Genomic DNA, 13,626 nt, shown 5'->3' with positions numbered 1-13,626 from the left:
CGATGCCGCTGGAGCCGAAGTCCCTCCCCCTCGCCATGCGCGGTCTCGTCTGGGCGCGCCGCTCCGCCGCGGCCGCGAGCCTCGCCCTGCTCGCCGCCTGCGCGGGCACCGCCGACTTCTACCCCACCAAGGGCGACGTGAAGCCCCATCCGGGCGTCGCCCGCGCCAAGCAGCACCCGATCCACGGTATCGACGTGTCGAAGTGGCAGGGGCCGATCGACTGGGCCTCGGTGCGCAGCGCCGGCACGCAGTTCGCCTACATCAAGGCCACCGAGGGCGGCGACCATCTCGACGAGCGCTTCCACGAGAACTGGCACGGGGCGGGCCGGGCCGGCGTGCCGCGGGGCGCCTACCACTTCGTGTTCTGGTGCCGCTCCGCCCAGGAGCAGATGGACTGGTTCAAGCGCAACGTCCCGAACGACCCGACCGCGCTGCCCCCCGTCCTCGACGTCGAGTGGAACGGCCACTCGGCCAAGTGCCCCAAGAAGCTGCCGAAGGCCCAGGCGCTGGCGATGACGCAGTACATGCTGCGCGAGATGGAGGCCTACACGGGCAAGCGCCCGATCATCTACACCGACATCACCTTCCACAAGGACGTGCTGGAGGGCGAGCTGGAGGATTACCCGCACTGGGTCCGCTCCACGGCGGCCGAGCCGGAGCAGCGCTACGCCAACCGGCGCTGGATGCTCTGGCAGTTCACCTCCACCGGCCGCGTGCCCGGCGTGCGCGGCGACGTCGACCGCAACGCCTTCTACGGCACCAAGGCCGAGTGGGCCTCGTTCCTGGCCACCGACTGCGACCCGCGCCACCACCGCCAGCTCTCCGCCGCGGGCTTGTGCAGCGACAAGTGACCGGGCCCTTCGACCCGGCCGAGGCCGCCCGCTACCCGGTGGTGACCGGCTGCGACGAGGTCGGCCGCGGGGCGCTCTGCGGCCCCGTCATCGTGGCGGCGGTGCATTTCGATCCCGCCGCCCTGCCCCCGGACCTGCTCGCGGCCCTCGACGACAGCAAGCGCCTCGACGCCGCGACGCGCACGGCGCTGGCGCCGCGCATCCGCGCCTGCGCGGCCTACGCCTATGCGGGGGCCTCGCGGGGGCTGATCGACCGCATCAACGTGCGCGCCGCCACCCTCGACGCGATGCGCCGCAGTGTGCGCCGGCTCGGGCTCGGCGCGCCCGTGGCGGTGGACGGGCGCGACGTGCCGCCGGGCCTCGACGGGCCGGTGCGCGCGGTGATCGGCGGCGAGCGCCTCGTGCCCCAGATCGCCGCCGCCTCGATCCTCGCCAAGGTGCTGCGCGACCGGCTGATGGCCGTGCTGGCGGCCCGCCACCCGGCCTATGCCTGGGAGCGCAACGCCGGCTACGGCACCGCCCTGCACCGGGAGGCGATGCGCCGCCAGGGGCTCTCGCCCCACCACCGCCGCAGCTTCCGCCTCGCCGGCGGCGGGTGAGCCGGATCGTTTTCGGCCGGCGGGCCGTGGCGCGCCCTGCGTGAGCTGCGGTAAGCCTGCGCGCACGCGGCGCCGGCCGCGGCCCACACCAGCAACCGCCAACCGGGAGGCGCCCCCGATGACCCCGATGTCCCGCCGGGTGATGAACCTCGCCCATGCGCTCACGCAGGCGGCCGCGCGCCATCCCGACCGCATCGCCATCGACTGGGGCGGCCGGACCTGGACCTGGCGGGCGTTCGACGCGCGCGTGTCCCGGCTCGCCGGCGCGCTCGAGGCCCGCGGCATCGCCAAGGGCGACCGGCTCCTCGTGCATGCCCGCAACGGCAACCCGATCCTCGAGATCATGTACGCGGCCTTCCGGCTCGGCGCCGTGTTCGTGCCGACCAATCACCGCCTGATGCCGGACGACGTCGCCTACCTGGCGCAGCAATCGGGCGCCCGCGCCTTCCTGTGCCAGGCGGACAACCCGGCCCATGTGGCGGCGGTGCGGGCGGCCTGCCCGGATCTCGGCCTCGTCGTGACGCTCGGCGAGGGGCCGGCCGAGGGCGAGCCCTACGAGGGGCTGTTTGCCGGAGAGGGCGGGCCCGTGCCGAACGCCGCGGTCGAGTACGACGACCCGTGCTGGTTCTTCTACACCTCCGGCACCACCGGCAAGCCGAAGGCCGCGGTGCTCACCCACGGCCAGATGGCCTTCGTGATCACCAACCACCTCTGCGACCTGATGCCCGGCACGACCCCGGAGGGCGACGTCTCGCTCGTGGTGGCGCCGCTCTCGCACGGGGCGGGCATCCACGCGCTCACGCAGGTCGCCCGCGCGGTGACGACGGTGCTGCCGGAGGGCGAGCGCTTCGATGCCGGCGAGGTCTGGGCGCTGATCGAGCGGCACCGCGTCACCAACCTGTTCACGGTGCCCACCATCCTGAAGATGATGGTCGAGCATCCCGCCGTGGCGCGGCACGACCACGCCTCCCTGCGCTACGTGATCTATGCCGGGGCGCCGATGTACCGGGAGGACCAGAAGCGGGCGCTGCGCACGCTCGGCCCGGTGCTGGTGCAGTATTTCGGCCTCGGCGAGGTCACCGGGAACATCACGGTGCTGCCGCCCGCGCTGCACGACCCGGAGGACGGCCCGGGCGTGCGGGTCGGCACCTGCGGGATCGAGCGCACCGGCATGGAGGTGCAGATCCAGGATGCGGAGGGCCGCGAGGTCCCGGCCGGCACCCAGGGCGAGATCTGCGTCTGCGGCCCGGCCGTGTTCGCGGGCTACTGGAACAACCCCAAGGCCAATGCGGAGGCGTTCCGCGACGGCTGGTTCCGCACCGGCGACCTCGGCGTCCTCGACGACCAGCGCTTCCTCACCATCACGGGCCGCGCCTCCGACATGTACATCTCGGGCGGCTCGAACATCTACCCGCGGGAGATCGAGGAGAAGATCCTCACCCATCCGGCGGTGGCCGAGACGGCGGTGCTGGGCGTGTCCGATCCGACCTGGGGCGAGATCGGGATCGCGGTCCTCGTCCTGCGCGAGGGCGCGGCGCTGAGCGAGGAGGACCTGCTCGCCTACCTCGCCGACAAGGTCGCCCGCTACAAGCTGCCGCGGCGGGTCTTCCTGCGCCCCGCCCTGCCGAAATCCGGCTACGGCAAGATCACCAAGACAATGGTGCGCGAGGATCTGGAGGCGGCGGGCCTCCTGCCTCTCGCCTCTCCGCCCCTCGCCGGGAGGCCGTGAGCATGGGCCGCGCGCCGAGCCGCCTCGCCCAGCCCGGTCCGGCGCGGGCCGAGCGCTGGCTGTCCGCCGGGGGCGCGCCGGCGCGCCTCGCCTTCGCGCTGGCCGAGGGGCGCACCCTGCTCGATGCGGTGGCCGAGCCCCTGCGGGCGGCCGGCCTGCGCGGCGGCGTGGTGGAGCTCGCGGGCGGATCCTTCCGGCCCTTCGCCTACGTGATGCCGGCCCTCTCGGCCGACCCGCGCTTCGCCGCGTACTACAGCGAGACCTTCCGGCCCGCGGGCGAGACCCGGCTGGAGCGGGCGAGCGTCACCTACGGCGAGCGCGACGGCGCGCCGTTCCTGCACGTGCACGGGATCTGGACCGAGGCCGACGGGCGCCGCCGCGCCGGCCACCTGCTGCCCGCCGAGGTGGTGGTGCGCGCTCCCGCCCGGGCCGAGGCCTTCGCCACCCCCGACGCCGCGTGGCGGGTCGAGCCGGACGCCGAGACCAACTTCGCGCTCTTCACCCCGGCCGGCGGCCGGGAAGCGGGGCCGGGCTGCCTCCTCCTCAAGCTCCAGCCCAACCAGGAGGTCTTCGCCGCCATCGAGGCGGCCTGCCGGACGCACGGCCTTCCGGCCGCGCGCGTGCGCGGCCTCGGCAGCATCGTGCGCCCGGTCTTCGCCGACGGACGGGTGATCCCGACCGACGCCAGCGAGGTGCTGATCCGCGACGGCGCGGTGCGGCCCGGGCCGGACGGGGCGCCGGTGGCCCGGCTCGACATCGCGGTGGTGGACGTCGACGGCGTCATCCACGAGGGCGTGCTCGCGCGCGGCGCCAACGCGGCCTGCATCACCTTCGAGCTGTGCCTGGAGGCGGTGCCGGCCTGAGGCGCGCGGCGCGGTCGAACCCGTCGCGCCCTCAGCAGAGTGCGCAGACGCGGTGGCCGGTTCCGCGACGAGATTCTGCGCCACGACAAGGGTTCCAAACGGACTCAGAAGAGGCAGCCCTGCGCCCCCTCCCGCCCCGGCACCGCGAAGAGGTCGGTGCGCAGGGCCGGGCGCGCCTCTTCGAAGCCGAGGCGTCGCGCGGTCTGCCGGACGCGGTCGGAGAGCAGGGTCGCGTAGGGGCCGGTGCCGGTGAAGCGGGTGCCGAAGGCGGCGTCGTAGACCCGGCCCCCGCGGGTCTCGGCAAGGAGCGCGAAGGCGCGGGCGGCGCGCGCGGGGTAGTGCTCGGAGAACCAGTCGCGCATCAGGTCCGCGAGTTCGTGCGGCAGGCGCAGGAGCACGCTGCCGGCCGCGCCCGCGCCGGCCTCCCGGGCGCGGGCGAGCACCGCCTCGATCTCGTGGTCGTTGAGGCCCGGGATCACCGGCGCCATCAGCACCATCGCGGGCACGCCGGCCGCCGTCAGGCCCCGGATCGCCGCGAGGCGCTTCTCGGGCCGCGGCGCGCGCGGCTCCATGCGGCGCGCCAGCACGGGATCGAGGGTCGTGACCGACACCGCGACCTGCACGAGGCCCCGCGCCGCCATCGGCGCCAGCAGGTCGAGGTCGCGCAGCACGAGGTCGGACTTGGTGACGATCCCGACCGGGTGGTTGAAGCGGGCGAGCACCTCCAGCACCGCCCGGGTGAGGCGGTGGCGCCGCTCGATCGGCTGGTAGGGATCGGTGGCGGTGCCGAGCGCGATCACCCGCGGGCGGTAGCCCTTCGCCGAGAGTTCGCGCTCCAGGAGCGCGGCGGCGTTCGGCTTGGCAAACAGCTTCGTCTCGAAGTCGAGCCCCGGCGACAGCCCCGCATAGGCGTGGTTCGGCCGGGCGAAGCAGTAGACGCAGCCGTGCTCGCAGCCGCGATAGGGATTGATCGAGCGGTCGAAGCCGATGTCGGGCGAGTCGTTGCGGGTGATGATGCGGCGGGCCTGCTCCGCCGTCACCTCCGTGCGCAGGGGCGGCAGATCCTCCTCGCGCTCCCAGCCGTCCGCGAAGGCTTCGCGGCGGGCCGTCTCGAAGCGACCGCTCGGGTTGGCGGTGGCCCCGCGTCCGCGGCGGCGCTCGGGGCGCGGGGTGGCGGCCGCGAGGCGCGGACCGGTGCCGTCCGTGTCCTTGGCTGCCACCAAACCCCCTCCCCGCCCTGGAAACGGCGGCGAAGCTTGGAACAAAATAGGAACATTGGCAAGTGCCGCCGATCGAGGCAGGACGGACTGTCCCGCTTGCGCTAAGGGCGCCGCATGATCACGGCGGTCGTGCACGTCACGGGAGCGGAGGCACCCGGCGCCATCGAGGCGCTGGCCGACACCCTGTCGGCCCTGGTGGCCGGCGTTGCGGCCGGATTGGTGGGCGATGCGGTGATCGTGGCCGCCGATCCCGCCGATCCGGAACTCGCCGTGATGGCCGACAGCACCGGGGCGGCGCTGGCGGCGCGGGGAGCGGACCCCTGGGCCTCCGCCGCGGCCCTGGCGCGGCGGCCCTGGCTCTTCTGCCTGGAGGCCGGCGACGTGCCGGCCGAGGGCTGGATCCGCACCCTCGACCGCTTCACCGGGACCGCACCGCCCGAGGTGGCGCTGGGCCGCCTGCCGCGCCCGCACGCGCCCTGGACCGCCCGCCTCGCCGCCCGGGTCGAGGCCGCGCGCGGCAGCACCCGGCGGGTGCGGCCCGGGGACGTGGTGCGGCGCGAGGCCCTGGTCGGCTTTTCGCCGGGGCGGGCGCTGCGGGTCCGGCGGCTCGGCGGCACTCTCGCCTGCGCGTGAGCCGCGGGCCGGGTCCGCCGCGGCGTCAGGCGCCCCGCTTCAGGTGCTCGTCGAGGCGCGGCATGATCTCGACGAAATTGCAGGGGCGGTGGCGGTAGTCGAGCTGGGCCGCCAGGATGCCGTCCCAGGCGTCGCGGCAGGCGCCCGGCGAGCCCGGCAGCACGAAGACGTAGGTCGCCCCCGCGACGCCCGCGGTCGCCCGCGACTGCAGGGTCGAGGTGCCGATCTTGTCGTAGGAGATGCGGTGGAAGATCGCCGAGAAGCCGTCCATGCGCTTCTCGAACAGCGGCTCCAGCGCCTCGGGCGTCACGTCGCGTCCGGTGAAGCCGGTGCCGCCGGTGGTGATCACCACGTCGATGCCGGGATCCGCGATCCAGGCCTGCACCTGCCCGCGGATCGCCGCGACCTCGTCCGGCACGATCGCGCGCGCGGCGAGCGCGTGGCCCGCCTCGCTCAGGCGCGCGGCCAGCGTGTCGCCCGAGCGGTCGTCCGCGAGCGTGCGGGTGTCCGAGACGGTGAGCACCGCGATCCTGAGCGGGATGAAGGGGCGGGCGGTGTCGAGGGGCATGATGGGCTCCTTGGCGGGCGCCTTACAGCTGCGCCGCCCGGAACGTGTCGCAGGACTGCGTCTGGCCGCTGCGGTAGCCGGTCTGGAACCAGCGCATGCGCTGGGCCGAGGAGCCGTGGGTGAAGGAATCCGGCACGGCGTAGCCCTGGCTCTGCTTCTGCAGCCGGTCGTCGCCGATGGCGCTCGCGGCCTGCATGGCCTCCTCGATGTCGCCGGGTTCGAGGGCGTTGAAGCGCTCATCCGAGTTCTTGGCCCAGACGCCCGCGAGACAATCGGCCATCAGCTCGACCCGCACCGAGAGGCGGTTCGACTCGCGCTCGTCTACCTGCTGCTGGCGCCGCTGCACCTTGGGCAGGATGCCGAGTACGTCCTGGATGTGGTGGCCGACCTCGTGGGCGATCACGTACGCGTAGGCGAAGTCACCCTTGACCTTGAACTTCTGCTCCATCTCCTTGAAGAAGGAGGTGTCGAGATAGACCTTCTTGTCGAGCGGGCAGTAGAACGGACCCATCGCGGCCCGCGCCATGCCGCAGCCGCTGCGGGTGCCGCCCTGGTAGAGCACCATGGTGGTCGGCGTGTACTGGCGCCCGGTCTGGTTCGGCAGCACCTGCTTCCACACGTCCTCGGTGTTGCCGAGGATCGCGGCGGCGAATCGCCCCGACTGGTCGGTGGGCGGGCCGGTGCGGCGCTGCGCCCCGTCCGGGGCCTGCCGCTCCTCCTGGCGGGGACGGTTCACCATCTCGGCGCCGCCGATCAGGATCGCCGGGTTGATGCCCGTGACCCAGCCGATGATGCACAGGATCACGATGGTGCCGATGCCGAGGCCGCCCGCCCCGCCGCCCGGAAAGCCGAAGCCGCCGCCGCCCTCGCCGCGCCGGTCTTCCACGTTCTCGGAGGCCCGAAAGTCTTCCCAGCGCATCGTCGTCCACCCGTCTCACACGCCCACGGCTACGCGCGCCGCCCCGCGGGCTCAAGAGTAATCGACGCCGCCCCGCACGGTTCCGCTTGGAGCGGGGATCCTGGAGCGGGGACGAGGAACGGCCTCGCCGGGGGCGGTCCCGCTTCAGGCCCCCGCGTCCAGCGCCGCCCGCAGCGCCCGGAAGTCGCGCCACGCGAGGCGCTTCTGCAGGGGCTGGCGCAGCAGGTAGGCCGGATGCAGCGTGGCCAGGAGCCGGATCTCGCGCGTGCCCGTCCGGTAGGGGAAGAACCGCCCGCGCGACTTCAGGATGCCGTCCTTGGTGCCGGCGAGCGCCTGGGTCGCCACGCCGCCGAGGCAGACCAGGATGTCGGGGTCGGCGAGCGCGATCTGCCGCTCGATGAACGGCTTGCAGATCGCGATCTCCTGGGGCGTCGGGCTGCGGTTGCCCGGCGGGCGCCAGGGCACGACGTTGCCCACGTAGGCGTTGGTCCGGTCGAGGCCGATCGCCGCCATCATCCGGTCGAGGAGCTGCCCCGAGCGGCCCATGAAGGGCTTGCCGACCCGGTCCTCGTCGGCGCCGGGCGCTTCCCCGACGAACATCACCCGGGCCTCGGGGTTGCCGTCCGCAAAGACGAGGTTCTTGGCGGTGAAGCGCAGCGGGCAGCTCTCGAAGCGCGCGAGCAGCGCCTCCAGCGCATCGAGGGAGGCGGCCGTGCGGGCGAGGTCGCGGGCATCCCCGGCCGCCTCGTCGGGCGCGGCGGCGGCGGAGCGGCCGAAGGTGCTGGCGCGCGCGGCCGGCGCGGGCTGGGAGGGCGCGGGCCGCGCGAGCGGCGGCCGCGCGGAGTCCGGCCGCCGCAGGGGCTCGGGCGCGGCGGGCTCGGGCGTGGGCTCCTGCGCGGCCGGCGCCGGCCGCAGGCTCTCGGCGAAGCGGTCGTGCGGGGCCTCATCGAGCACCGCGTCCACGCCGGCCGCGACGTGGAAGTCGAGGTAGGAGAGCAGGTCGCGGCGGTCGGTCTCGTCGGTCATGGGGGTGATGTGGCGAGGATCGGGCCTGTGGACAATCGCCGGGCGGGTCCGCGCGCTGCGGCACGGGCGCCCGGCGGCCCGTTCGGGGTGCTTGCGCCCGGGGACATGCCGTCGCACGGTCGCCAGATGGGAACCGCTTGAGCGTGCCCTAGATCGTTTATATGTGAACGATCGGGATCGGCCATCGGGGCCCGGCACGGGCGCGGCGTCAGGGAGGAAGCGGATGGAGTTGCCGGAACGCGAGGCGATGGACTTCGACGTGGTCGTCGTCGGGGCAGGACCGGCCGGGCTCGCGGCCGCCATCCACCTGAAGCAGCTCGCCGCGGAGGCCGGCGCCGAGGTCTCGGTGGTCGTGGTGGAGAAGGGCGGCGAGGTCGGCGCGCACATCCTGTCGGGCGCGGTCATCGACCCGATCGGCCTCGACAGGCTGATGCCGGAGTGGCGCCAGGATCCCGACCGTCCGCTGAAGACCGAGGTGGTCAAGGACGAGTTCATGTTCCTCGGCCCGGCCGGGGGCATCGCCCTCCCCAACGTCGCCTTCCCGCGGCTGATGTCGAACCACGGCAACTTCGTGGGCTCGCTCTCGAACGTGACGAAGTATCTCGGCCGCAAGGCGGAGGAGCTCGGGGTCGAGATCTATCCGGGCTTCCCGGCCGCGGAGGTGCTCTACCGCGAGGACGGCGCGGTGGCGGGCGTGGCCACCGGCGACCTCGGCGTCGCGCGCAGCGGCGAGCCGCGCGACGACTTCACCCGCGGCATGGAGCTGCGCGCCCGCTACACGGTGTTCGCCGAGGGCGCGCGCGGCTCGCTGACCAAGCGCGTCATCGACCGCTACAAGCTCAACCAGTACTCCGACCACCAGAAGTACGGGCTCGGCGTCAAGGAGCTGTGGCAGGTCAAGCCGGACAAGTTCCGGCCCGGGCTGGTGCAGCACACGATGGGCTGGCCGCTGCCGAACAAGGCCGGCGGCGGCTCCTGGCTCTACCACTTCGACGACCACCTCGTGTCGGTGGGCTTCGTCACGCACCTGAACTACGAGAACCCGACCCTGTCGCCGTTCGAGGAGTTCCAGCGCTTCAAGACCCACCCGATGATCCGCGAGGTGTTCGAGGGGGCCAAGCGCATCGGCTACGGCGCGCGGGCGATCATGGAGGGCGGCTGGCAGTCGGTGCCCAAGGTCGTCTTCCCGGGCGGCTGCCTCGTGGGCGATTCCGCCGGCTTCCTGAACGTGCCCCGCATCAAGGGCTCGCACAACGCGGTGCTGTCGGGGATGCTTGCCGCCAAGGCCATCCATGCCGCGCTGGGCGCGGGGCGCGGCCACGACGAGGTCGCCGAGTACGAGGCGGGCTGGCGCGACAGCGAGATCGGCTACGACCTCAAGCGCGTGCGCAACGTCAAGCCGCTGTGGTCGCGCTACGGCACGCTGGTCGGCGTGGGCCTGGGCGGCATCGACATGTGGCTCAACGAGCTCGCCGGCCTGTCGCTGTTCGGCACCCTGAAGCACGGCAAGCCGGACTACGCCTGCACCAAGCCCCTCAAGGACGTGACGCCGATCAAATACCCCAAGCCCGACGGGGTGCTCACCTTCGACCGGCTCTCCTCGGTCTACCTGTCGAACACCAACCACGAGGAGGACCAGCCGGTCCACCTGCAGGTGAAGGACCCGGACCTGCAGAAGCGCTCGGAGCACGACGTGTTCGGCGGTCCCTCCGCCCGCTACTGCCCGGCCGGCGTCTACGAGTGGATCGAGGACGGGGGCGCCCCGCGCTACCAGATCAACGCGCAGAACTGCGTCCACTGCAAGACCTGCGACATCAAGGATCCCAACCAGAACATCAACTGGGTGACCCCGGAGGGGCCGGGCGGTCCGAACTACGTCAACATGTGACCCGCGGCGCCGCCCTCAGGCGGCGCGCACCCCCGCCAGGAACCGCGCCACCTCGTCGGTCAGCCGCGCGGAATGTCTGGGCGACGCGGATCGATACGAGGGCGATCGATGCTGTCGGGGTGATCGGGCGCGGCGGCCGGCGTGAGCGCCGGCGCACCGACCGGGCTTCTCCCGCGTGCCGCGAGGGGCGCGGCCACATCACCGCCCCTGTTTGGTCTTGCCGCTGCCCCCGGCCCGGTCCAATGTCGCGGCCGATTGCCCGCCGGCCGGCTCGATTGGCCGTAGGGCCGATGGAGCCGTCGCTTTGGTGCCCACGACCCGATTCCACCCGCTCCGCCGCGGGGCCGTCCTCCCGCTCCGCCGCGGCGCTGCCCTTCCGCTCCGTCGCGGGGCGCTCCTCGCCCTCGCCCTGCTCGTCGCGGCACCCACCCCCGTGCTCGCGGCCCGGCTGTCGCCCCGCGACGTCGCCACGCCCGCCTACGAGCCGGCGGATTCCCTCGAAGGCAACTTCCTGGCCGCCTACATCGCGGGCGCGTCCCGCGACACCGCCGCCGCCGCCACCTACTACCGCGAGGCGGTGAAGGGCGATCCTCGCAATGCCGAGTTGCTGGAGCGCTCCTTCGTGGCGCTGCTCGCGGACGGCGCGGTGCAGGAGGCGTTCCGGGCCGCCGAGCGGCTGACCGCCCGCGACGCCTCGAACGGCCTCGCCCAGCTCACCCTCGGCGTGCAGAAGCTCAAGGCCAAGCAATACGCCGCCGCGCGCCAGAACCTGCAGCGCGGCGGGCGCGGCGCGGCCGCCGACCTGACCTCGACGCTGCTCACCGCGTGGTCGTACGCGGGCGAGAACCAGGGGCGGAAGGCGTTCGAGACCATCAACCGGCTGCGCGGCGAGCGCTACTACAACGTCTTCCGCGACTACCATGCCGGCCTGATCGCCGTGCTGGTCGGGGACAAGGCGGAGGCCGAGCGCCGGCTCAAGGCCGCCTACGAGGCGGACCGCAACACCCTGCGCATCGTCGACGCCTATGCGCGCTTCGAGGCCGATTCCGGCCGGCCCGACCTCGCGGTCGCGGCCTACGAGGCCTTCGACGCGATCCTGCCCCGCCACCCGATCGTGCGCGACGCCCTCGACAAGCTCAAGGCCGGCAAGACGCTCGGCCCGCTCATCGCGACCGCCCAGGAGGGCGCCGCCGAGGTGCTGTACGGCCTCGGCTCGGCCGGGACCTCGCAGGGCGACGAGTTGCCCGCCGTGGTCTACCTGCGGCTCGCCCTTTATCTCGCCCCCGAACACCCGCTGGCGATCCTGACGCTCGCCGACACGCTGGAGCGCATGAAGCGGCCCGAGCGCGCCAATGAGATCTTCGCGCGCATGCCGGCCGGGTCGCCCCTCAAGCTCAACGCCGACATCCAGATCGGCCTCAACCTCGAGCAGATGGGCAAGGGCGACGAGGCCATCGCGCATCTCGACCAAGTCGCCAAGACCTACCCGAACGACATCGACGTGGTCTCGGCGCTGGGCAGCGTGCAGCGCTCGCGCAAGAAATACGCGGAATCGGCCGAGACCTACTCCAAGGCGATCTCGCTGATCGGCAAGGAGCCCGAGCGCAACCACTGGACGCTCTACTACTATCGCGGCACCGCCTACGAGCGGGCCAAGCAGTGGCCGAAGGCCGAGGCCGACTTGAAGAAGGCCCTCGACCTGGTGCCGGCGACCCAGCCCAACGGCCGCGCCCAGGTGCTGAACTACCTCGCGTATTCCTGGGTCGACCAGAACGCCAACATCGACGAGGCGTTCCGCATGCTCAAGCAGGCGGTGGACCTCCAGCCCCGCGACGGCATGATCATCGACAGCCTCGGCTGGGCCTATTACCGGCTCGGCCGCTGGGACGACGCGGTGCGCGAACTGGAGAAGGCGGTCGACCTGAAGCCGGGCGATCCCACCATCAACGACCATCTCGGCGACGCCTACTGGCGCAGCGGCCGGCGGCTCGAAGCGAAGTTCCAGTGGCAGCACGCCAAGGACCTCAACCCCGAGCCGGAAGACCTCGCCAAGATCGACGAGAAGCTCAAGAGCGGCCTGCCCGAGCCCGACAAGCCCGCCGCCACCGCGGAGGGCCGCCCGACCCCCGACCAGCCCGAGATGCCCAAGGGCGCCCCGGCGCCGAGCGATCCGCCGGCGATGGGAACGGAGTCGAAGGGCGGGGGCTAAAGCGGCCCGGAGCAGCCCGCGCGCGCTTTGTGAACCCCTTGCAAGCCCCTCTCCGGCCCGGGAGAGGGGCTTTCGTCCGTCTGACAGAACCAGGTCTCCGGTGTCTCCCCTCGTCACCCGCGCGCCCGCCAAGATCAACCTGACCCTGCACGTCCTCGGCCGGCGGTCCGGGGACGGCTACCATGCCCTCGAGAGCCTCGTGGTGTTCGCGGGCGTCGGCGACAGCCTGCGCCTCGACCCCGGCCCCGCCCTCGACCTCGCGGTCTCGGGGCCGACCGCCGGTCCGGCCGGCCCGGCCGGCGACAACCTCGTGCTCAAGGCCGCCTGCCGCCTCGCGGAGGCCGTGCCGGGCCTCGCGGTGGGGCGCTTCTCGCTCCACAAGCGCCTGCCGGTGGCGGCCGGCATCGGCGGCGGCTCGTCGGATGCGGCCGGCGCGCTGCGGCTGCTTGCGCGCCTCAACGCGCTCGCCCCCGACCACCCGGCCCTGCTCGCGGCCGCGCGCGCCACCGGGGCGGACGTGCCGGTCTGCCTCGACCCCCGCGCCCGGATGATGCGCGGCGCGGGCGAGGCTGTGGGGCCGGCGCTCCCGCTGCCCGCCCTGCCCGCCGTGCTGATCAACCCGGGCGTGCCGGTCGAGACGGCGCCGGTGTTCCGGGCGCTCGGCCTCGCGGTCGGCGAGACGAACCCGGCTGCCGCCGTGCCGCATCCCGAGGTCGAGGGCGTGCGCGATCCGTCCGACCTCCTCGACCGGATCGGCCCGGCCCGCAACGACCTCGAAGCCCCGGCCCTCACGGTGGCGCCGGTGATCGGTGAGACTCTGGCGGCGCTGCGCGCGCAGGCGGGCTGCCGGCTCGCCCGGATGTCGGGCTCGGGCGCCACCGTGTTCGGGCTCTTCGGCCATCGCAGCCAAGCCGCCCGCGCCGCCCGCGCCATCGCGGCCGCCTCGCCCGGCTGGTGGGTGCGCGCGACGATGCTGCGGTGAGGCGGTGCAGGATGTGGTGGACGGCGGCTTGATGTCGGGGCACCCGTGCCCTTAGTATAGCGTGAAGACTCGGCCGTTCCCCTTGGGCGAGTTCTCTTGGGCGAGCCACTCTGGAAGGTAGGGACCATCATGTCGGGCT

The 13,626-nt window shown here is 73.4% G+C and carries 12 protein-coding genes; 8 read left to right on the top strand and 4 right to left on the bottom strand.

Features of this window, described 5'->3' with window-relative positions:
• Positions 1 to 2: 2 nt before the first annotated feature.
• The 4 genes from MFF61_RS26075 (at position 3) to MFF61_RS26060 (ending at position 4,042) form a co-directional block, all read left to right on the top strand.
• Complete coding sequence (locus MFF61_RS26075) at positions 3 to 851, top strand: glycoside hydrolase family 25 protein (RefSeq protein WP_238240611.1); 849 nt, start codon at positions 3 to 5, stop codon at positions 849 to 851.
• Positions 848 to 1,450, top strand: coding sequence for a ribonuclease HII (rnhB, locus tag MFF61_RS26070; protein WP_238240610.1), 603 nt, complete (start codon positions 848 to 850; stop codon positions 1,448 to 1,450). Before MFF61_RS26075 ends, rnhB begins: the two co-directional genes overlap by 4 nt.
• A gap of 118 nt (positions 1,451 to 1,568) precedes the next feature.
• Entirely contained in the window at positions 1,569 to 3,179 is a 1,611-nt protein-coding gene (locus MFF61_RS26065; RefSeq protein ID WP_238240609.1) for an acyl-CoA synthetase, read from the top strand.
• Between the two features lie 2 nt (positions 3,180 to 3,181).
• Positions 3,182 to 4,042: a PCC domain-containing protein gene (locus tag MFF61_RS26060; protein ID WP_238240608.1), complete on the top strand. Its 861-nt coding sequence runs from the start codon at positions 3,182 to 3,184 to the stop codon at positions 4,040 to 4,042.
• Between the two features lie 104 nt (positions 4,043 to 4,146).
• Here MFF61_RS26060 and MFF61_RS26055 read toward each other — a convergent pair whose 3' ends face one another.
• Positions 4,147 to 5,262: a PA0069 family radical SAM protein gene (locus MFF61_RS26055; protein WP_238240607.1), complete on the bottom strand. Its 1,116-nt coding sequence runs from the start codon at positions 5,260 to 5,262 to the stop codon at positions 4,147 to 4,149.
• A 114-nt stretch (positions 5,263 to 5,376) separates the two neighbouring features.
• On the opposite strand from MFF61_RS26055, the gene MFF61_RS26050 reads away from it, so the two are divergent.
• Entirely contained in the window at positions 5,377 to 5,895 is a 519-nt protein-coding gene (locus MFF61_RS26050) for a hypothetical protein (protein ID WP_238240606.1), read from the top strand.
• A 25-nt stretch (positions 5,896 to 5,920) separates the two neighbouring features.
• On the opposite strand, the gene moaB is transcribed toward MFF61_RS26050, so the two are convergent.
• The 3 genes from moaB to MFF61_RS26035 form a co-directional block, all read right to left on the bottom strand.
• Positions 5,921 to 6,463 (bottom strand): molybdenum cofactor biosynthesis protein B, encoded by a 543-nt coding sequence (gene moaB / locus MFF61_RS26045; protein WP_238240605.1) that lies wholly within the window; start codon positions 6,461 to 6,463, stop codon positions 5,921 to 5,923.
• A 22-nt stretch (positions 6,464 to 6,485) separates the two neighbouring features.
• Positions 6,486 to 7,382 carry a KPN_02809 family neutral zinc metallopeptidase gene (gene ypfJ, locus MFF61_RS26040; protein WP_238240604.1) on the bottom strand — a complete coding sequence of 299 codons (897 nt, stop codon included), beginning with the start codon at positions 7,380 to 7,382 and terminating at the stop codon, positions 6,486 to 6,488.
• A 144-nt stretch (positions 7,383 to 7,526) separates the two neighbouring features.
• The gene (locus MFF61_RS26035) at positions 7,527 to 8,408 is read right to left on the bottom strand and encodes a uracil-DNA glycosylase (protein ID WP_238240603.1); all 882 of its coding nucleotides are present in this window, start codon (positions 8,406 to 8,408) and stop codon (positions 7,527 to 7,529) included.
• Positions 8,409 to 8,631: 223 nt separating this feature from the next.
• Here MFF61_RS26035 and MFF61_RS26030 point away from each other — a divergent pair, with 223 nt between their 5' ends.
• The 3 genes from MFF61_RS26030 to MFF61_RS26020 all read left to right on the top strand — a co-directional run bounded on the left by MFF61_RS26030 (position 8,632) and on the right by MFF61_RS26020 (position 13,487).
• The gene (locus MFF61_RS26030) at positions 8,632 to 10,296 is read left to right on the top strand and encodes an electron transfer flavoprotein-ubiquinone oxidoreductase (RefSeq protein WP_238240602.1); all 1,665 of its coding nucleotides are present in this window, start codon (positions 8,632 to 8,634) and stop codon (positions 10,294 to 10,296) included.
• Between the two features lie 409 nt (positions 10,297 to 10,705).
• Positions 10,706 to 12,505, top strand: a complete 1,800-nt coding sequence (locus tag MFF61_RS26025) for a tetratricopeptide repeat protein (protein WP_373324802.1) — start codon at positions 10,706 to 10,708, stop codon at positions 12,503 to 12,505.
• 100 nt (positions 12,506 to 12,605) lie between these two features.
• Positions 12,606 to 13,487 (top strand): 4-(cytidine 5'-diphospho)-2-C-methyl-D-erythritol kinase, encoded by an 882-nt coding sequence (locus MFF61_RS26020; protein WP_238240601.1) that lies wholly within the window; start codon positions 12,606 to 12,608, stop codon positions 13,485 to 13,487.
• Positions 13,488 to 13,626 lie beyond the last annotated feature (139 nt).

The organism is Methylobacterium isbiliense, from assembly GCF_022179325.1.
GTDB lineage: Bacteria > Pseudomonadota > Alphaproteobacteria > Rhizobiales > Beijerinckiaceae > Methylobacterium > Methylobacterium isbiliense.
Note: the sequence above shows the minus strand (reverse complement) of the source record. Positions and strands in the feature narration are given on the sequence as shown.